Annotated in this window: 14 protein-coding genes; 13 read left to right on the forward strand and 1 reads right to left on the reverse strand. The window is 57.9% G+C overall.

The genetic code is table 11. The features are described from left to right. Positions 1–3: 3 nt before the first annotated feature. The 11 genes from MKY58_RS00725 to MKY58_RS00775 all read left to right on the forward strand — a co-directional run bounded on the left by MKY58_RS00725 (position 4) and on the right by MKY58_RS00775 (position 17,369). On the forward strand, positions 4–1,890 hold the full coding sequence (locus tag MKY58_RS00725; protein ID WP_339323031.1) for a histidine kinase: 1,887 nt from the start codon (positions 4–6) through the stop codon (positions 1,888–1,890). Between the two features lie 205 nt (positions 1,891–2,095). After that, the gene (locus MKY58_RS00730) at positions 2,096–3,658 is read left to right on the forward strand and encodes an extracellular solute-binding protein (protein ID WP_339323032.1); all 1,563 of its coding nucleotides are present in this window, start codon (positions 2,096–2,098) and stop codon (positions 3,656–3,658) included. 33 nt (positions 3,659–3,691) lie between these two features. Then, positions 3,692–6,124 (forward strand): glycoside hydrolase N-terminal domain-containing protein, encoded by a 2,433-nt coding sequence (locus tag MKY58_RS00735; RefSeq protein ID WP_339323033.1) that lies wholly within the window; start codon positions 3,692–3,694, stop codon positions 6,122–6,124. 147 nt (positions 6,125–6,271) lie between these two features. Further along, positions 6,272–7,468: a glucuronate isomerase gene (locus MKY58_RS00740; protein WP_339323034.1), complete on the forward strand. Its 1,197-nt coding sequence runs from the start codon at positions 6,272–6,274 to the stop codon at positions 7,466–7,468. Then, positions 7,465–8,508 carry a glycoside hydrolase family protein gene (locus MKY58_RS00745; protein WP_339323035.1) on the forward strand — a complete coding sequence of 348 codons (1,044 nt, stop codon included), beginning with the start codon at positions 7,465–7,467 and terminating at the stop codon, positions 8,506–8,508. Before MKY58_RS00740 ends, MKY58_RS00745 begins: the two co-directional genes overlap by 4 nt. 11 nt (positions 8,509–8,519) lie before the next feature. Then, entirely contained in the window at positions 8,520–10,736 is a 2,217-nt protein-coding gene (locus tag MKY58_RS00750) for a TIM-barrel domain-containing protein (RefSeq protein ID WP_339323036.1), read from the forward strand. Further along, positions 10,729–11,907, forward strand: a complete 1,179-nt coding sequence (locus tag MKY58_RS00755) for a glycoside hydrolase family 88 protein (protein ID WP_339323037.1) — start codon at positions 10,729–10,731, stop codon at positions 11,905–11,907. Before MKY58_RS00750 ends, MKY58_RS00755 begins: the two co-directional genes overlap by 8 nt. Positions 11,908–11,968: 61 nt before the next feature. Then, on the forward strand, positions 11,969–13,831 hold the full coding sequence (locus MKY58_RS00760) for an alpha-L-fucosidase (protein ID WP_339323038.1): 1,863 nt from the start codon (positions 11,969–11,971) through the stop codon (positions 13,829–13,831). 122 nt (positions 13,832–13,953) lie between these two features. Continuing rightward, positions 13,954–14,736 carry a helix-turn-helix domain-containing protein gene (locus tag MKY58_RS00765; protein WP_339323039.1) on the forward strand — a complete coding sequence of 261 codons (783 nt, stop codon included), beginning with the start codon at positions 13,954–13,956 and terminating at the stop codon, positions 14,734–14,736. 78 nt (positions 14,737–14,814) lie between these two features. Beyond that, positions 14,815–15,612: an inositol monophosphatase family protein gene (locus tag MKY58_RS00770; protein ID WP_339323040.1), complete on the forward strand. Its 798-nt coding sequence runs from the start codon at positions 14,815–14,817 to the stop codon at positions 15,610–15,612. 527 nt (positions 15,613–16,139) lie between these two features. Beyond that, complete coding sequence (locus MKY58_RS00775) at positions 16,140–17,369, forward strand: glycosyl hydrolase family 8 (protein WP_339323041.1); 1,230 nt, start codon at positions 16,140–16,142, stop codon at positions 17,367–17,369. Positions 17,370–17,475: 106 nt separating this feature from the next. Here the strand turns inward: MKY58_RS00775 and MKY58_RS00780 are convergent, their stop codons facing one another. Further along, positions 17,476–18,429: a phospho-N-acetylmuramoyl-pentapeptide-transferase gene (locus tag MKY58_RS00780; protein WP_339323042.1), complete on the reverse strand. Its 954-nt coding sequence runs from the start codon at positions 18,427–18,429 to the stop codon at positions 17,476–17,478. Between the two features lie 321 nt (positions 18,430–18,750). Here MKY58_RS00780 and MKY58_RS00785 point away from each other — a divergent pair, with 321 nt between their 5' ends. Further along, the gene (locus tag MKY58_RS00785) at positions 18,751–19,419 is read left to right on the forward strand and encodes a response regulator transcription factor (RefSeq protein WP_036709467.1); all 669 of its coding nucleotides are present in this window, start codon (positions 18,751–18,753) and stop codon (positions 19,417–19,419) included. A gap of 2 nt (positions 19,420–19,421) precedes the next feature. Next, the gene (locus MKY58_RS00790; RefSeq protein ID WP_339323043.1) at positions 19,422–20,855 is read left to right on the forward strand and encodes a HAMP domain-containing sensor histidine kinase; all 1,434 of its coding nucleotides are present in this window, start codon (positions 19,422–19,424) and stop codon (positions 20,853–20,855) included. Positions 20,856–20,888 lie beyond the last annotated feature (33 nt).

Raw genomic sequence — 20,888 nt, forward strand, 5'->3', positions numbered from 1 at the left:
CGCATGATGAAGCTTCGCCTGCGCGTCAAGCTGCTGATCGGATTTTTGGTCGTCATTTTGCTGTCGCTTTCGACCGTCGGGATCGCCTTTTACACGATATCGGCGAGGCAGCTGTCCCAAAGCGCGGAAAATCAGATGACGCAGATCGTCAATAACGCCGTCCATCATACCAACCTGTATTTATCTTCCTACCAGCGCTCGATGGTAGCCCTGCTTTCCAACCTGAACGTCAAAAAGTACATCGATCTGCCGTCCGACCGCGAGGAATACGAAAACTACCGCTACCTGACCGACATCCGCGATTCGATCGTGGAGCCGGTCTGGATCCGCAATCCGGAGATCAGCGCGCTGTACATCCTCGGCTACAACGGCAATGCGCTGTATTATTTCAACGGGGGCACCGAACCGTTCCTCGGCCCGGAAGATACGGCCAAACAAATCGATTACTTCAAGAAACATACGGACCCGTCCGGGCGCCTGACCATCGTCAATCACAGCATCCAGGGGGAAGGGGCGCCGATGCTGACCTTGATCCGCCGCATCCGCGGGCTGCGTTCCCCGGAGATGAAAGGTTTTGTCGGCATCGAGGTCAAGTCCGAGGAGCTGTCGACGCTATGGAAAGGGATCGATCTCGGGAAGGACAGCTATTTTTTTATCGTTGATAATGAGGGACGGATTCAATACCATGCCGATCCCGGGATGACCGGAAAGGTGCTTCCCGCCAGTTTGGCCAACCAGATTTCGGGGGCGGGAGCTTCGATGTTCCACAGCTCGGCGGAGGGCGAGAAACGGGCGTACATCAGCCGCAAGGCCGACTACTCGGACTGGAACCTGGTCGTGTCCATCCCCGACAGCCAGCTTACGAAGCCGCTCGAAACGACGCGGACGCTGATTTTCATCGTAGCGGGAATCACGTTCCTTTGCGCGCTGTTCCTGGCGAACCGCTTCGGCGGGGCGATCACGAATCCGATCCGCAGGCTGATGAAAGGGATGAGCCAGACCGAAAAAGGGAACTGGGAATTCATCCCCCTCCCGAAACGGCACGACGAAATTACGGAGCTGATCATCCGCTACAATTTGATGGTCAATCGGCTGTCGGAGCTGGTGGACATCGTCTACCAGTCCGAGCTGAAAAACAAGGAGATGCAGGCCGAGCGGCAGAAGGCGGAATTCCAGTCGCTGCAGCTGCAGATCAATCCGCATTTTTTGTACAACACGCTGGAAACGGTCGTCTGTTATGCCGTCATTCAGGACTCGGAGGAAATTTCCGAAATCGTCGGGGCGCTTTCCTATATGCTGCATTATTCGGTGCGGACCCATTTGGAGGAAATTACGGTCGCCAACGAGCTGAAGCACGTCATGTATTTTATGGTGATCATCAACCACCGCATCGGACGGACGTTCGAGATCGATTTGCGGGTCGCGCCCGAGCTTTTGCTGCGGAAAATGGTCCGCTTGACGCTGCAGCCGCTCGTGGAAAACGTGTTTCAGCATGCGTTCCGCGGCGGAATCGAGGATCATCATGCGATTGCGATCGATGCGGGCGAAGAGGAGGACTGCTTCTGGGTCAGCGTCGAGGACAACGGCTGCGGCATGGCGCCGGAGCGTCTCGAGGAGCTGCGCGCCAAGCTGCGCGAAAATCGGCTGGCCGACGGCGGCGGGGAAGGGCAAATTCACGGCGGCATCGGCGTCGCCAACGTGCACCGGCGCATTCAGCTCGTGTTCGGGGAGGATTATGGGCTGAGCGTGGAAAGCAGCCCGGGGCGCGGCACGAAAATGATCATGCGCATGCCGCGCACGGCGGCGGCTCACGAAAAGGAAGCGGCAGACGGAGCCGGAACATGGCTGCCTTCCGGCCGGTCCGATGGGGACGCGTGGCGGGCGGGGTGACCTTCTGAACGATAGAAATGGAACAGCCGGGAGACCGGTTGTTTTTTTGTTTGCCGTCCATTGCCTTCAGCTGCGGCCGTCACATCCTAAAAAAACACACCACCAGCATAATCCGCCCCATGGGTGCGCCCCGGGCTTTCGTTTTATCATGAGATCAGCAAGGAATGAATGCCTGTCTCTACAGTAACGGAAAGGGGAAAAGCCAATGAAGAAATGGATTAGCCTGGTTTTGGCATCGGCGCTTCTGACGGTTGGCGTCGCAGGATGCGGCAAAGGCAGCGGCTCCGAAGCGGCAGACGCTTCCGACGAGTCCAAGCCGCTCAAATTTTCGATCTCCCTGACAACAAGCGGAAACAGTTACGCAGAAAGCGCAAAGGATATCAACAACGACAAGTGGGTCAAAGAATTTGAAAAGAGGGCGAACATCGACGTAGACATCCGGATGATTCCGCTCAAGGATTTCGACTCCAAGATGTCGATCATGTTTGCGGGCGGGGAGATTCCTGACGTGGTGCAAAACGTCGGCGGCGCGACGGACAAATCGATGTCGGGATCCATTGAAGCCGGCGTGTTTATGCCGCTCGACGACCTGCTCAAGGAGTATGCGCCGAATATTATGAAAGCGGTTCCGAAGGAAGCCTGGGCCGAAGTGAGCTATAAAGGAAAAATCTACGGCGTGCCGACATGGCTGAGCAACCCTTCTCGCCGCGCGACGTTTATCCGGACCGACCTGCTCGAAAAAACTGGGCTTCCGGTGCCGAAAACGATGGACGATCTTCTGAACGTGCTGCGCGCATTCAAAAAGCTGGGCGTGCCTGCGCCGTACCAAGCCCGCGAGAACTTTAAATATGCGGACATCGGCTTCGGGGCCTACGACGCGCTCGGATACCAGTTCATGGAGAAGGACGGCGAAGTCGTTCCGAAATTCTTCAATGCCGAGAACATGGAAAAAGCGCTCAACTTCTATAAAACGATGTATGAAGAGGGCCTGATTCAGAAGGACTTTGCCACCATCCAGGCGCCGCAGTACACCGAGAACATCCAGGCGGGGAACGCGGGCATTTGGACGGCGAACGCCGCCGGCCTGCTCGATTTCCGCACCAAAATCCAGGAGGCCGTGCCGGATGCGAAGGTCGATATCATCCCGTCTCCCGAAGGAGACAACGGCTTGAAAGGCTACGGCCTGTACAGCTCGGTCAACACCTCCCTGTATATCAACAGCAAGGTCAGCAAGGAAAAAGCGATCCGCATCATCAAGCTGTTCGACTGGATGCAGACGCCGGAGGCCGTGAAGTTCTTCAGCTTCGGCATCGAGGGCGAAAATTACACCGAAAAAGACGGCAAGATCGATTATAAGTTCCCGACGGACAAACAAGGCAATGACGAACAAGGTTTCCGTTCCTTGCTCAGATGGGTGGGCGACGCAACGATCAACCGCGAGCGCACCGAGCTGCTTCCGGGCGGTACGGACGTGCTGAAGGCGCTGGACGAAACGCTGGCCCACGAAGGCATCGGCGGCATCGGTTTCGTGCCGGACCTGGAAACCTTCAGCCAATTCCCGGATTTGGCGTCCAAACGTCCCGACCAGGCGCCGAAGCTGATCATCGACCACATGGTGAAAATGATTTACGGCAAGGAGCCGATCTCGGATTGGCCGAAGGTCATCGAGGAGTATAAGCAAAAAGGCGGCAATGAAATTGTCAAAGAGGCGACCGAACGCTTCAAAAACAACGACGGCATTCTGAATCAATCGAGCCGCAACCAATAACATCCGCGGCAAGCGGGGAAAGAGGTGTACAGCATGGATACGGGTTCCGCGGAAGCATGGAGGCTGAAGCTCCTTACCCCGTCTTCCTGGTGGGGCGCTAGGTGGCGCGAAGCGCTTCCGGCCGGAAACGGCCGTCTCGGAGCGGCGGTGTACGGAGGCGTTCATCACGAGACCATCATGCTGACGCACGGCGATTTATGGTGGCAGAGCCGCACGCCCGAGCTGCCCGACGTCAGCGAACGGCTTGCGGAAATGCGCCGGCTGATGCTGGCGGGCCGGGAGGCGGAGGCCGAGCCGATGTTGATTCAGGAGCTTCAGGACCTTGGATACGATCCGGTGATGGCCGTTCCGCTTGCGCTGGGCGATCTGACGATCCGTTGCGAAGTAGGCGAAGGATTCAAACACTATTTCCGCGAGCTGGATATGCAGACCGGCGAAATCATCGTTCGCTGGCAGGACAGGGGGGCCGCTTTCGAGCGGGCCCTGTTCGTATCCCGCCCCGATGACATGGTCGTGATGGAGCTGCGCGCGGAAGAGCCTTCGGCCGTAAGGGCCGGTTTATCGCTGGGGCTCCATGACCCTGCCGATGTTAAACGGCCGCCGGGCCGGCCTGAAGCGCCGCTGCCGACGGACGCGGAGTCGGGGGCGGACGGCACTTATGTATGGTACGCGGCCCGCAGCGACGACGGCAGCGAATTCGGAGCGGTAGCCCGGATCGTTCCGGCGGACGGCAGCTTGACCGCCGACGGGGCGGAAACGGTGGTTGAAGGCGCCGGGAAGGTGCTCGTTTTGCTCCGCATGTTCGTTTCCGGCAGCAGGGAAGCGGAGTGGGCGAGACTGAAAGCTGAACTGGCGGCGGAGCAAAGAGGCTACCGCGAACTGCTGGCCGCGCATGTCCGCGAGCATCGAGGGCTGTTTGACCGGGTATCGCTGGATCTCTCCGCGGGCGGGCGGGATCGTTCCAATGAGGAGCTGCTGCTCGAAGCCTATCAAGGCGAAGCGCCGCTGGCCCTGGTGGAGAAAATGTGGGCGTACGGCAGGTACCTGCTCATTTCAAGCTCCCGCGAAGGCGGCAATCCCTGTCATCTTTACGGATTATGGTGCGGCGAGTACCGGGGCTTTTGGGCGTTCAACATGGCCAATGAAAACCTGCAGATGATGTATTGGCAGGCGCTGAGCGGCCGGATGCCGGAGCTGCTCCTGACGGTGTTCGATTATATGGAGCGGCTGCTGGACGATTTCCGCTTGAATGCCCGGCATCTTTTTGGCTGCAGGGGAATTTTTATCCCGGCGCCGACGGCTCCGGATTCGGGGCTCGTCAAAACGCTTGCGCCGCATATCGTCCACTGGACGGGAGCGGCGGGCTGGATCGCCCAGCATTATTACGATTATTACCTTTATACCGGCGACAGGGAGTTTCTTAGAAACCGGGCGCTCCCGTTTTTAAGGGAGGTTGCTTTGTTTTATGAAGATTTTTTTGTCGTCGGGGAAGACGGCAGGCTGCTTAGCTGCCCGTCCAATTCGCCGGAGAACAAACCCGGCAACGGGGCGGGGGGACCGAAAGGGACGACGGTCAACGCGACGATGGATTTTGCCATCGCGAAGGAGGTGCTGAGCCGCCTGGTGGCGGGGGCCGGGGAGGAAGGCATGTACCCGGGCGAAATTCCCGTCTGGAAGGAGCTGCTGCGGCGCATTCCGGATTACCAGGTGAATGAAGACGGCGCGGTCCGGGAATGGATGCATCCTTCATACGACGACGAATACCACCACCGCCATCAGTCGCATCTTTATCCGGTGTTTCCGGGCAAGGAGATGACGAAGGAGAAGGACCCTGCTTTGTTCGAGGCGTTTTGGACGGCGGTCCGGAAAAGGCTGGTCGTCGGGATCAAAGAGCAGACCGGCTGGTCGCTTGCCCATATGGCAAATTTGTACGCCCGCCTGGGCGAGGGGGATTTGGCGCTGGAATGCCTGGATTTGCTAAGCCGCTCGTCGGTGATCAACAACTTTTATACGCTCCATAACGACTGGCGGCAGATGGGGATTGGCCTCGCCATGGACTGGGCACCGGTGCAGCTGGATGCGAACATGGGCTGGACGGCGGCGGTGCAGGAAATGCTGCTGTATTCCGAGCCGGGGCTGCTGAAGATTCTTCCGGCGCTGCCTTCGAAGTGGCGAAGGGCGCGCGTGCAGGGGCTGTCGGCCTGCGGCGGCATCGAAGTGGACATCGGTTGGGATGGGGAACAAGGGTGGCTGGAGGTAAAGCTGGCATCGTCAACGGCCGATCAGCGCGTCTTGGTGAAGCTGCCTGAGGGGGCCGAAACGGTTGAGGGGAGTTGTACGCTCCGGAATACTGCCGGACAGAGGGCTTTGGCTGCCAAGCAGAGGATGGAGATTCCGTTGCGGCTTCATGCCGGCGAGGTGACGGTTCTGACAGCAACATTCAGGCCGTCGGCGAAGCGGAGTTGAGCCGGTTATCCGCCTATTTTCAGGCCGTATCATCGGGTTCCGGGCCGGCAAAAGTGATGTGCTTCGGGCGCGGCCCGGCGATGGACGAAGGATGAGCCGAAATGAAAACAATACAAACGTAAGCTGGCAACCGAAGGAGGGTTCCGGATGAAAGAGGCATCTTTGCTGGACGACATCATGGCGATGGACGTCATCGATACGCATACCCATCTGGCGGGCGACCATCTGTGCGCGGAAGACTTTTGGGAAATCGCCGACTATTTCTGGCTGAACCGCGAGCTTCAGAGCGCAGGGTATCCGCCCGGGGCAGGATCTTTGCCGGAGGAAAAGCGGATCGAAGCTTTCCTGAACGCCTACCATGTTTCGCGCAACACGCTGATGAACATCGCGTTCACCACGATCTTGAAGGACTTGTACGGGGTGAAGCTGACGGACGCGGCATCGGTCCGGGAAGCGGATGCGCGGATCAAGGCACATCGTAAAGATCCCGGCTGGGCGCAGAACGTTGCGGACCGGCTGCATGTACGCCGTTTTGCCGTCAATCATCCGCAGCATGCCTCATTCGAAGGCATGGCGCACGATGCGCTGCTGTTTCCGCGGATCGACGGCTGGCTGCCGAAGCTGGTCGGACAAATATTGCAGTCGGATCGGCGGGAAGAAGCGTTTGAACTGGCCAAGGAACAAGTTCGCAAACAGTTGGGCGAATATCAGGAGATGGGCTGCCCCGGCATCATGACCACGCTCCCGGAGTTTGAGGCGTCGGCGCATGAAACGTACCGGATCGGCAGGGACAGCCGGTCCGACGAGGTGCTGTTCATGCTTTTGCACGAAGCGTGCGCGGAGCTGGAGCGCCGCGGCATGTTTCTGCAGCTGTTTCTCGGCGTGGAGCGCAGATGGGGCATCGCTTCCGCGGCGCCGGTCAATGACCCGCTCCGGGTCGTCCGGCTGTACGGATTTTTTGAAAAATACTCCATCCCGTTTGAACTGGTCACCGCCGCGGAGCTGAGCAATCTGGACGTCGTGCAGGCGGCATGGAATTTCCCGAATGTTCACGTCGGCGGGATGTGGTGGTACAACTTCCGGGCAAGCACGTATACGCAAAGCATGCAGTATCGGCTCGAAGCGCTGGCCCCCGCCAAAAGCTCGCTGATCGTATCCGATGCCCGCTGCATCGAATGGACGTACGGCAAGATTCATGTCGTGAAGCGGCTGCTGGCGGGATTTTTGGATGAACAGGTAGCCAAGGGATGGATGGACCGCGAATTTGCGCTTTACTGCGGGGCGCAATGGCTGTATGGGAGTGCGGCCGGGCGGTACGGACTGAAGGGGTGGGAGGGAGCATGATGGATTTTTCGCTGATGGATCGGATGCTGCCCGCGCCGGTCAACGGCGGCTTTCGGATGGATGGCTGGTGGGTATGGTGCGGCTCGGTCGTACGCGGCGAGGACGGACGCTATCATATGTTTGCTTCCCGTTGGCCCGACTGGCTGCCGATGCATCCGGGCTGGCTGCTCCGCTCGGAGATCGTCAGAGCCGTATCGGATACGCCGGAGGGACCTTATGAATACGCGGAGACGGTTCTTCCGGCCCGGGGGGCGGAGTATTGGGACGGGCGCAGCACGCATAATCCTCATATTGTCCGGCATGGCGGAAAATATTTTCTCTACTACATGGGATCCACGCATCCGTTTGCGGAGGCGAAGCCCGGGGAAGAGCTTGGGCTGGACGACTGCCGCGCGATCGCGGCGAGGGCGAACAAACGGGTAGGCTTGGCCGTATCGGACAGCGTGTTCGGACCGTGGGAGCGGAGGGATTCCCCGATTTTGCCTGTGCGCCCCGGCAAGTTCGACAGCTACCTGACTTCGAACCCGGCGCCTTGCGTCAGGGAGGACGGATCGGTGCTCCTGATCTATAAGGCGCGGAAATATGAAGGACACGCGTACGGCAACATGACGCTTGGCGCGGCGGCGGCGGATGGACCGGAGGGACCTTACCGCGTCATCCGCGAGGAGCCGTTGTTTCCGCCCGACGTGCATGTGGAGGACCCGTTCATTTGGCGGACCGATAACGGATATGCCATGATCGCCAAAGATATGGAAGGCCATCTTTGCGGCGAGAAGCACGGCGGCATTTTGGCTTTATCGGACAACGGGACGGATTGGCGGTTAGCCGATGCGCCTAAAGCTTATTCGCGGGAAATTTTATGGGATGACGGACGGAAGCGGGTGATGGGCAGCTTCGAGCGGCCTTTCCTTTTGTTCCAGGACGGCCGGCCGACGCATCTGTTTGCGGCGACCGCCGACGGTCCGGGAGGTTTCCGTCATGCGCGGCAGACATGGAATATGGTGATTCCGCTCGCGGCAGACCCGCCGGGCGGCCTGTAGGAGGGAGAGCTATGCGGCATACGGATTGGATTCAAGCGGCGCCGGGCGTATGGAAGACGACCCTCGGCAGCCCGGAGGGGCTGACGCCGCTCACCTGCATGAACCGGAAGCCGAAAACGAAAGCGTTGGCCGGGATGCCGGATATTCCGCTTCCGATAGAATGGGAGGAAATCGCATTCACCGAGCTGAAAGCAGGCGGGAGCCTGCTGTCGTTTCCGCTCGACCAAAGCGAGGAGCTGTACGGCGCCGGCCTGCAGTTCATGCGGATGAATCAGCGCGGCCGAACCCGGTACCTGCGGGTAAACAGCGATCCCCGGCAGGATACGGGGGAGACGCATGCGCCCGTCCCTTTTCTGGTGAGCGGGCGCGGGTACGGCGTGCTGGTGGATACCGCGCGGGCCGTCACGATGTACTGCGGGTCGACGCTGCGGCAGCATGAAGGCGCCGCGGCAGAGGCACGCGACCGCAACACGGACCGCGGCTGGAAAGCGACGCCGGCGTCGGACCGGCTGGAAATCCGGCTCCCGCCGGAAGGGGCGGCGGTATACCTGTTTGCCGGTCCCGGCATGATGGATGCGGTGCGCCGCTACAACCTGTTCTGCGGCGGGGGCGTTTTGCCCCCGCGCTGGGGGCTGGGCTTCTGGCACCGCGTCCCGACGCTGTACCGGGATGAAGAGGTCGAGCGGGAGGCGATGGAGTTCCGCGCAAGGGATATTCCTTGCGACGTCATCGGGCTGGAGCCGGGCTGGCATTCGGCGAGCTACCCTTGCACCTATGAATGGGATGCGGACCGTTTCCCCGATCCGGCCGGATTCGTTTCCCGCATGCGGCAGGCCGGGTTCCGGCTCAATCTGTGGGAGCATCCCTACATATCGCCGCGGTCGGAATTGTACGGCGAGATGCAGGCGCTGTCCGGCGATTACGCCGTATGGGGCGGCCTCGCCCCCGACTTTGCGCTGGAGAAGGCGAGGGAGCTGTATGCCGCCCAGCATGAGCGGGAGCATGTCAGCCTCGGCATAGCCGGCTACAAGCTGGACGAATGCGACGGCAGCGAGCTGACGCGCAATTCATGGATGTTCCCGGCGCATGCGGCCTTTCCGTCCGGACATGACGGGGAGCAAATGCGGCAGCTGTACGGGTTGCTGCTGCAGGACATCACAAGCGGCCTCTATCGCCGGAAAAACCAGCGGACTTACGGGCTGGTCCGTGCCTCCAACGCGGGCGCGTCGCCGCTTCCGTACGTGCTGTACTCGGATTTGTACGACCACAGGCAATTTGTAAGGGCGCTGTGCAATGCATCGTTTTGCGGGCTGCTTTGGAGCCCGGAGGTGCGCCGGACCGAAAGCACCGAAGACTGGGTGCGGCGGATGCAGACGGTATGCTTCTCGCCGCTGGCGATGCTGAACGCCTGGGGGGACGGCGTGAAGCCGTGGAGCGATCCCGCAGCGGAGGCGGCGATCCGCCATTATATCCGTTTGCGGATGCGCCTGCTGCCTTATTTGTATACCGTATTCGCCGAATACGAGGCGAACGGGACGCCTCCGTTTCCGGCCATGCCGCTCGTGCTGGACGAAGCAAAGCGCACGAAGCAGCGCGCCGCATCCGCCGCCGGAGAAAATCCGGACGCTGCAGCCTTGAACGGCGCCTCCCCTGGAAGACCGGTCCAAGCCTTCGATGTGCTTGATACTTCGGAGGGAGCCTACGGAACCCGGCTTGGGCGCGAATGGGATGACCAGTTTTGCATCGGGCGCGATCTGCTAGTTGCGCCGATGTTTGCTGGCGAAACCGGAAGGGATGTGCTGCTGCCGGAGGGCGTCTGGTATGAAGCCGAAACCGGCGTGCGCCGCGAGGGGGGGCGCGTCATCCGCGTGGAGTGCCCGCTGGAACGCCTCCCGCTTTTCGTTCGCGAGGGTGCCGTCATTCCGATGATGCCTGCCCTAAGCCATGTGCCCGAAGGAGACATTCCGATCGAGCTGGTCCATTTTGGATCCGCGCCGGGCGAAAGCCTGCTGTACGACGATGACGGAGAAACATTTGATTACGAACAGACCGGCGGATGCTGGCGTAAAGTGACGGTGGCCAAAACCGCGGACGGGAGCTTTTCCGGCACCGTGGAGCCGGGAGGAGCGGGAAGCCGATACCGCGTCGCGGGCTGGCGTTTCGGGCAGACCAGCTTGCCGCCGGAAGCATCTGAACCTGCGAATAGAGGAGGAATATGCAATGAGTGAACAGATTTTACAACAAGCCGACGCCAAACCGCTGCAACCGGCAGAGATCCCTGCTTCCGTCCAAGTTTGGGCGGACGGCGCGTGGGACCGGATTCGCCACAAAATCGGGCGGACCAGCCGCCGCATCGGCGTCAGCTGCCCGCATGCCTCCGTGAACGGCGTATACGACGATATGCGCGTGTCCTGGTGGACGGCCGGCTTCTGGCCGGGCATTTTATGGCAGCTGTCCGCTGACGGCGGACAACCCGAATTCAGGGACATCGCGGAGCGGTGCGAAGAACGGCTCGATGAACCGCTGCATGCGCTGGCGGTGCACCATGATTCGGGGTTTATTTGGCTGCTTTCCGCCGTGGCCAACTACCGCATCACGGGCAATGAACGCTCCCGGCAGCGGGGGCTGATGGCGGCATCGCAGCTGGCGAGCCGTTTTAACCTGAAGGGACGGTATATCCGGGCTTGGCATGATGGGGAGAACATCAACCGTGCCGGCTGGTCGATCATCGATACGATGATGAACCTGCCGCTTTTGTATTGGGCTTCGGAAACGACGAACGACCCGCGCTTCCGGCATATCGCCGCCGCGCATGCGGAAACGGTCCTTGAGCATTTCATGCGTCCGGACGGATCGAGCTATCACATTTTGCGCTTTGACGCCGAAACCGGGGAACTGTTGGGCGCGGATGCCGGGCAGGGTTATGCGGAGGATTCGGCCTGGGCGAGGGGCAGCGCCTGGACGTTGTACGGGATGGCGCTTTCCTATAAATATACCGGAAACGAAGCGTTTTTGACCGCCGCCAAGCGGGCCGCGCATTTCTTTTTGGCCCATCTGCCGGAGGATTACGTCCCGCATTGGGACTTCCGGGCGCCCCGGAACGACGACACGCCGCGCGACACCTCGGCCGGCGCCTGCGCCGCCTGCGGGCTGATCGAGCTTGCGGCCCATCTTCCCGCAGGCGAAGGCCAAACGTATTTGGACGCCGCCGGAAGGCTTGTCCGTGCCCTGGATGAGCAATACGGCGCTTGGGACCGGGAGGACGAGGAAGGGTTGATTTTGTCGGGTACCTCCAATCTGCCGGGCGGGGTGCATATCGATACGCCGCTTATATACGGAGATTACTTCTTCGTGGAGGCCGTCTCGAGGCTGCGCGGTTCCAAGCTTGGTTTTTGGTAACGGATGTCCGAAATAGGCTATTGAACAGGACACGGGACAAGGAAAGGGGATCGGGAGAAGCATGGGGAATCGGAAGGGGCATCAGACGGACATCAACCTAACGGGCCGCGAGCATTCATCGGCCGTCCGCGGGGAAAATCTGCTGGATGATCCTCTGCAGGCCGTAAACGACGGTCCGGAGGCCGGGGACGAAGCCCATGAGCGAAGGATCGCCTGGTGGCGCGAAGCTAGGCTCGGCCTGTTCATTCACTGGGGGCCTTACGCGCTTCCGGCCGGTGAGTGGAACGGGGAGGAGGTTAAAGCCTCTTACAGCGAGCATATTATGCTGCGCGCCCGCATTCCGGTGCAGGCTTACGAGGAAATGGCCGAGCGTTTCAACCCCACCGCCTTCGATGCCGGCAGATGGGTGCGGACCGCCAAGCGGGCCGGGCTCAAATATATTATTTTTACCGCCAAACATCATGACGGATTTGCGATGTACGACTCGAAAATATCCGACTACTCCATCGTGCGGCATACGCCGTTCGGGCGGGACCCGTTGAAGGAATTGGCGGAAGCGTGCCGCGAGGAAGGGCTGGTTCTCGGCATTTATTATTCGCACGCCATGGATTGGCATGACCCGGACTCGCAGGGCAACACCTGGGATTATCCCGGCAATATCGGCGCCTACGACGAGGTGGAGAGCTGGATTCACGATGAAGACAAACGTTCCCGGTTCGACCGCTACCTCCGCCGCAAATCGCTGCCGCAGGTGCGCGAGCTGCTGACCGAATACGGCAAGGTGGGGCTGATGTGGTTCGACTGCGGGGGCAAGCTGACCCGGGAGCAGGGGGAAGCGTTTCTGACCACCGTTCACGCCCTGCAGCAGGACTGCCTGGTGAACAGCCGCGTCTGGAAAAGCCCGCTCGGGGATTACGCCAACACCTCCGACAACCAGCTTGAAACCCGGGCTTTCCGCAGGGACTGGGAAAATATCATCACGCTGAACGACTCCTGGGGCTATAAAAAATCGGATGCCAACTGGAAGCGGCCGGATGCGATCATTCGCCAGATCATCGACGTGGTCAGCAAAAACGGCAACCTCGTCATCAACGTCGGGCCGACGGCCACGGGCGAATGGGATCCCATCTCCGAATCGATCCTGCTGGAGGTCGGCGAGTGGCTGCAGGCGAACGGGGAAAGCATTTACGGCGCGGGAGCGTCGCCGACCGCCAAACCGTCTTGGGGAAGATGCACGTTAAAAGGCCGTACGCTGTACCTGCACATATACGACCGGCCTGCGGACGGACAGCTGGTGGTGCCGGGGCTGCTAAGTCGGGTCGAGCGGATCTATCCCCTGGCAGGCGGGGAGGATTTGGCGTTCCGGCGGCAGGGCGCACAGGATATTGTCGTATTCCTGGACGATGGGCTGCAGATTCCGGACGGAAGACCGGTCGTGCTGGCGGCCTTATGCGCCGAAGCGGTCCAAGGAAATCCCGTCCGGTTGCTGATGGATGGCCCGGGTTCGCCGCCGATGTACGAGCTGGGGGTTTTTGAAAGCGAAATTTCCGGCGCCACGCTGCGCTACGACACAGGCAAAAAGAACCGCGACAACCTGCTCGATTGGTCCGACCCTGGGGATTTTGCGTCCTGGAATATACGCACTTCAGGTCCCTGCACGTTTACGGCAAGCCTGGTTTACGGATGCGGCGGGGACGGGGGAGGTTCCTACCGCTTGGAGGCTTCCGCTCCCGGTCAAACGCTCCGTCAAAAGGTCGAGCCGACCGGAGGTCCATATGAATTCCGCGAATTCGAAGCCGGCATCCTTCATTTTCCGGATGCGGGCGAATATCGGATCGAGCTGCATGCCGAACGGATCGAAGGCGCGTATTTGATGCAGCCGCGTCAACTGAGGTTAACGCCGGCGGCCAAATCCTTTATATAGGAAGAACAGCCCGCTGCCGGCTTTCCGGTCCGGGTTGTTTCTTTTTTCTCGGGTTGACATGTGATGGCTCTATGAGTAGTATTTATAAATAATACTATGAAATTCGAAAAGGGGGTGAGTCCATGATCGAGGAATTGCGAAGCATCGGCTTGTCCGATTTGGAGGCGAGAATCTACCTTGCCCTGCTGGAGGAGCCGGAGATTTCGGGGTATGAAGTGGCGAAAAGGGTATCCGTATCCCGAACCAACGTTTATGCCGCTTTGCGCGCGCTTACGGACAAAGGGGTGTGCCGCACGATTGAGGCCGAACCCGTTTTGTACGATGCCGTTCCGATCGCGGAGCTGATCCGCACGATGAAAACGCGTTTCGACCAAACCTCCAGGCTGCTGCTGCAGGAGCTGGATGCGCCTCCGAAAAAAGCGGCGTCCTTTTATTCCTGGAAAGGAGAGCAAGCGCTGCGGCAGGCGATGGATCGGGTGATCGCCAACAGCGAGCGCAGCATTATCGTCGATGTATGGTCCGAAGATTTTCAAGCGATGGAAGAAGCGCTGCTGGATGCCGAAGGGCGGGGCGTTCGCGTCATCGTCATGACGATCGGCAAGGTTCATACGCCGCTGAAGGAAGTCATCACCCACCTAAGGAGTGCGGACTGGGAAGGGCATATATCCAGGAAATTTTCCGTTTTAGCCGACGGCAAGGCCGCATTGATCGGAAGCTTTGGCAAAACCGTCAAGTTGTCCGCGCTGGAGACGGACCATCCGTCGATCATCGAGCTTTTGAGAAACGGATTTTACCATGATCTGGTCGGCGAGTGGATCGAACGGGATTTTGGCGCTGCATTGGCGGAGAACTACGGCAAGGATTACGAAAAGATCATTGCCTCTTACCGGGAGCTGCTCACCTAGGGCCGGCTCCGCCTTTTTTGCGGATTTTGTAGTAGTATTTATAAATACTATTAAAATATCGAAGGAGAGGCATTTTGTATGATCCAAGTGAATGTCGATGAAATTCGGGACGTTTTAACCCGCACCGGGCAGCTGCTTTTGCAAAAATATAACCGCGAGCAGCCGCCGCAAACCCGGGAGCTTCTGATCGAACGTTTCAACGATGCCAACGGCTGGGCCGAACGGGAGATTCGAAAGGCTTTGGAGCCCCGTTATCCCGGCGTGCGCTGGTCGGAAGCCGAGCTGGATGCCGGCAAACAGGCCGCTCCCGAATTCGGCGGGGGCTATTGGGTGCTCGATCCGATCGACGGCGCGGTGCATCTGCACCAAGGGTTTGCGTTCTGGTCGACCTCTTTGTGCTTGATCGAAGATGGCGTTCCCGTCTTTGCCGCGGTATATGATGCGAACCAGGATGAGTTTTTTCATGCTCTTCGGGGTCAGGGGGCCTTTCTGAACGGAAAACGGATCGGGGTGGCGCGGAAAACGAACCTGAAGGATGCGCTGCTGCTGACGGCACCGCCGAACAAAGTCGACGTCGAACCGGAAAACGTCCGCTATACCTCCTGGAGCCTCGGCAAGCTGCTCCCCGAATCGACGGCCGTGCGCATGCTGGGTTCCGTCGCGCTCCAAATGGCGTACGTCGCCTGCGGCCGGATGGATGCTTACTGGGAATACGGGCGCGAAATCTACGACTGGATGGCCGGTGCCCTGCTGATCGAAGAAGCGGGGGGAAGCGTGTCGGACGTGGACGGCAAGCCGTTTGCCTGGGGAACTTCAGGCGTTATCGCCGGATATGAGCCATTGCGGTTCAGCATTCAAAACGTATTGGCGGAGTAACAAAGCATCAAAATTTTTTTCAGCGGAAAGAATCCGTCGGGGATGTGAACAGCGACGATGGATGCAGAGGCGGTTTTTCGTATGGGGGCAGAGGACCGGGGCGTTAGCCCCGGGTTTTTTTATTTAAACTACAGAGTCATTGCTTCCTGATATTGCATGAAAAACTACCTTTAAACGCTGTATGTCTTCCGTGAAAGCACGTCGATAGACGATTTTCATATTTTCAAGTTATACGTTTGGGCGGTTGAGATCATCGATTAGGTGCTTCTATCTTCAGGAAAAGAAAAGAAAAACATGTCGAATCAGGACTTTCGATGCAATCTTTTCTGGAACTATTTACAAATATTAGCATGGCATCTAAAATGGATATAGGCGCTAAAATTAAAGCGCTTTAATTTAAAGGAGGTGTTTGTACAGGCTTTTTTGATGTAACCGTTTTTACTTTCCAACAAGATGCTGCCTAATGTCATCCGGCATAAAGGTTATGTCACGGATCCAAAAATCGACTTTAAAGGAGAGTAAGGAAAATGAGAAAAAACAGAAAGTTTTCGCTTCGCGGCAAAGCTGTTATGATGAGTTGTCTCGCTTTTCTCTTGATTCCCGCAAGTTTCGCTTTCGCATCTCCTAACAAGCCGTTTCCGCAGCATACGACATATACATCCGGTACGATCAAACCGAGCAACGTCACGCAAAGCGCGATGGACAGCGCCGTCCAATCGAAATGGAACAGCTGGAAGGCGGCTTATTTGAAGCCGGCCGGAACCGGAAAATATTACGTGAAATACCAGTCCAACGGCGATACGGTGTCCGAAGCCCATGGCTACGGCATGCTGGCAACCGTGTTGATGGCCGGGTACGACAGCAATGCGCAGACCTATTTTGACGGGCTTTATAAATATTACAAGGAACATCCAAGCGACAACAATCCGTACCTGATGGCGTGGAAACAAAACAGCAGCTTCCAGAACATCGAAGGCGCAGATTCAGCCACCGACGGCGACATGGATATCGCTTATTCGCTGCTCCTCGCGGACAAGCAGTGGGGAAGCAGCGGCAGCATCAACTATCTCCAGGCCGCCAAAAATATCATTGGCGCCATCATGGAAAGCGACGTGAACCAGACCCAATGGACGTTGCGTCTCGGCGATTGGGCGACGGACAGCAAATATAAAGACGCGACGCGCCCTTCGGACTTCATGCTGAACCATATGAAGGCTTTCCAGGCCGCAACCGGGGATTCGAGATGGAACAACGTTATAGACAAAACCTACACGATCATCAACTCGATTTACAACAACTACAGCTCGTCGACGGGCCTGCTCCCGGATTTCGTGGTGTTGTCGGGCGGGGCGTACAAGCCTGCTCCGGCCGACTTCCTCGAAGGCGCCAATGACGGGAACTACGAATACAATTCCTGCCGCACGCCATGGCGGATTACGACCGACTACCTGATCTCCGGGGATAACCGCGCGCTTAATCAGCTGAACCAAATGAACACCTGGATCAAAGGCAAAGTAAGCAGCAATCCAAGCAGCATCAAAGACGGTTATAAGCTCAGCGGCAGCGTCGTCGGCTCCTACAACAGCGGCGCATTTTACGCTCCGTTCGGCGTCAGCGCCATGACCTCCTCGGCCAACCAAAGCTGGCTGAACTCCATATGGTCCAAAACGGCCGGCAGCTCGAACGAAGGCTACTATGAAGACAGCATCAAGCTGTTTTCGATGATCGTGATGTCCGGCAACTGGTGGACGTATTAAGGGACAGACCGGTTGAAGCCGGTAGTCTGCATAAAAAGACCCGATTCGCTTGTATTTCGCAGCGGATCGGGTCTTTGTCATGTTTTGAATCCGAAAATAAGCCGGTTTAATGCATGAGGTATTTCCAGATCAACCAGCAGATTAGCACCGACATCCACGAAACGAAACCAAAAATCATCACGATTTTGTTTTCGCTCCATCCGTATTTTAGCCTGAAATGAAAGTGGATCGGGGTCATCCGGAACAGCCGCAGCTTCGTGCGTTTATAGTACCACACCTGCAAAATGACCGACAGCTGCTCCGCCAAATAGATGATAAACAACATCGGGATCAAAATCTCGACCTTCTCGATCACGGCCAGCACGGAAAGGGAACCGCCGATCGCCATCGACCCCGTATCGCCCATGAACGCCCTTGCCGGATAAATGTTGTAAAGGAAAAGTCCGAGCAGGCAGCCGATCATGACGAGCGAAAAGGTCTGCACTTCAGGTTTGTCCGAAATCATGAAAAAGAAAAAATACGTCGGAACGGACACGTTGATGAGCAGGCCATCCAGCCCGTCCGTAAAATTGATGGCATTCGCGGAGCCGACCACAAACAGCAGGATGACCGCCACATACACGAATACCGGCAGGTGCAGCTCGTACCCTTGAAATAAAGCGATGTCGCTCGTGAGGCCGAAGAAGCGAAGAAGCAGGTACAGGATCGCCCCGGTAAAAAGAAATTGAAGCACCAGCTTCGTGCGGCCGGAGATGCCGGAAGGGTCCTGCCAGAAGGCTTTTTTAAAGTCGTCCAGGAAGCCGACCGAGCTGAACAGCAAAAACGTCGCGCACAGCAGCAGCATCAGCGGCACGGGGTGGAACTGTAGCGAAGTCGCTACCCCGATGAGCAGGATGAGCCCCGCCATCAGCGGCGTGCCCCGTTTGGCCTGATGATCCGCCGGAAGTTCGGCGCGAATCGGCTGCGTCAGCCGCAGTCTGCGCAGCGTCCAGATCAACAGCGGCGTCAGCGTCGCCACCAGCAGGAAGGACAGGCCGGAAACAGCCATAATTCCGTACATAAGATAAACTCCCTCATTTGAAAAATATGGTATCCCTATCATATAAATAATTCGGCAAGTAGACAAACATTCCTTTTATCGGGGCGCTGATCCGTTTTCAGGTCATTTTCCGTGTTCCGCGACGGGATATTCGTCCGCAGACGGATAATCCTGCATTGCGTGCCAGCGTCGAAAGTGGATTCCTAACCATGTTTGTTTGTAGTCCAAAAAACCCCGATTTACATCTTGCTCGATTTAAGCTAAGTTGAACGTAAATAAGTCATCTGATGTCGAAATACGCGATACGCGAAGTTCCCATATGGATGGGGGAGGTGCACAAAGGTGAATATTTTGATTATCGAAGACGATGCCAGCATCCAGATGCTGCTGAAGCTCAGCCTGGAGGTGGAGGGGTACCGGCCGTCCGTTGCCGGCAGCGTCGCCGAAGGCTTGGACATTCTTGCGGAAGGACAAACGGATCTTGTTTTGCTCGATTTGATGCTGCCGGACCGTTCGGGTTTTGAATTGCTCCAGCAGCTGCAGCGTCAATACCGGAACATTCCCGTCATCGTGCTGACGGCCAAAAACGAAATGAACGATAAAATCCTCGGGTTCCAGCTCGGGGCCGACGATTATTTGACGAAACCGTTCGAAACCCGGGAGCTGGTGGAGCGGATCAAAGCCGTCATGCGCCGGATGCGGGCCTCGCAGCCCCCGTCCGAGACGGTCGCGATCGGCTGCATCGAAATCGACCGGAGGGAGCGGTCCTGCCGGATCGCGGGCAAGCCGCTGAAAACGACGAGCAAGGAGTTCGACTTCCTGTGGCTGCTGTGCACGAATCCGAAAAAGGTTTTTACGCGGGAGGAATTGCTTGACCAGGTTTGGGGTTACGAATATTACGGCCATACCCGTTCCGTCGACATGATGGTGAACCGCCTCAGGGAAAAAATGAAGCCGCATGACCACCTGGTGGCAACCGTCCACGGTACAGGCTACAAGCTGGAGGTATAGGGATGGGGCTGCGCAATAAAATGTTTCTGCAACACGCCGTCACGATCGTAATGCTGCTGGCGGCGATGTATTTCGTCGTCAATTACACGCTGAACAAAAGCATGATCGAACGCGATACGCAAACCTTGAGCCAGTATTTTGCCCTGCACCGCATCGAGGCGCTTAAAATCGTCAGCGACAAAAAAATAAGGATGGACCAGCTGTTTTCCGGCACCTACGCGCCGTTTATCGCTTCCCACCTGGCCGCCAACAGCAATTTTCAGGTGCAGCTGTTTGCGCCGGACGAAACGATCGTCGGGAGCAGCAGCGACAAGGACAACCTGCTTAAACGGGGCGACATCGCGGCAGCGCTTCAGGGGCAAAACGCGACGGTCATCACGGAAAAGGAAGGCATGCGGACGCTCATTTATTCCGCTCCGTTTTGGTATGAGGGAAAAATCGTGGGCGGTTTTCGTTATTTGCTCGATTTAAGCCCGAACGCGGAGACGCTCCGGCAGATGCGCATCTGGTTTATCGGCGCGGCCGCCGGATGCCTGGCGCTGTCTTTGCTTGCAAGCTATTCCTTCGCTTCGTTTTTGATGAAACCTCTGTATGCGCTGCAGCGGGCGTTAAGGCGCGTTTCGGTCGGAGATTTCAGCAGCAAAATCGAAGCAAAAACCCGCGACGAGGTCGGCGACTTGGCCAAAAGCTTTAATGAGATGTCGCATGCGCTTCAGCATCACATCGAGCTGCTGCATTACGAGCAGGGGAAGCAGAAGGCTTTTTACGACAACATTACGCATGAATTCAAAACGCCGCTGACTTCGGTGATCGGGTTCTCCGAGCTTATCTCCAAAATGCAGCGGATGGAGGACATTCAGGAATGCAACCAGTACATCCGCAAAGAAAGCACGAAGCTGCTGAACATGGTAGAGGAGCTCCTGCAAACGTCGCTGAAGGGCGACGAGGCATGGCGCATCCGGCCGGAGAAAGCGGACCTCGGGGCCTTGATCGCGGACAGTCTCCGCATTTTGAAGCCGACGCTGGAAAAATCGATGATTTCGACGACGGTGAAGGGTTCGCATTTCGAGGTGTTCCTGGACCCGAAACGGACGCAGCAGGTGCTGTTCAACCTGATCGACAACGCCATCCGGCACAGCGAATGCAAACATCTGCACATCGAGCTGAAAGAGCAGGGAGGCCGCGGGTACGTCAGCATCATCGATAACGGCAAAGGGATATCCGAGCAGGATCAAGCCGCCTTGTTCCTTCCGCCGCAGGAAAAACCGGGCCGCGTCATTTCCAGGGATTCGCACGGCCTCGGTTTGCCGCTGTGCAAACAGCTGATGGAGCTCCAGGGCGGGGAATTGACGCTGAAAAGCCGCCCGGGCAAGGGGACGGAAGTGCAGCTTGGTTTCAGCAAAGAGATGCCCGGCATCGGGTTGTTACAAAACTGATACAAAGTTTCAATTTTTTTAAGAAAAAAGGAG

Source organism: Paenibacillus sp. FSL W8-0194 (assembly GCF_037969745.1).
Classification (GTDB): domain Bacteria; phylum Bacillota; class Bacilli; order Paenibacillales; family Paenibacillaceae; genus Paenibacillus_AQ; species Paenibacillus_AQ cookii.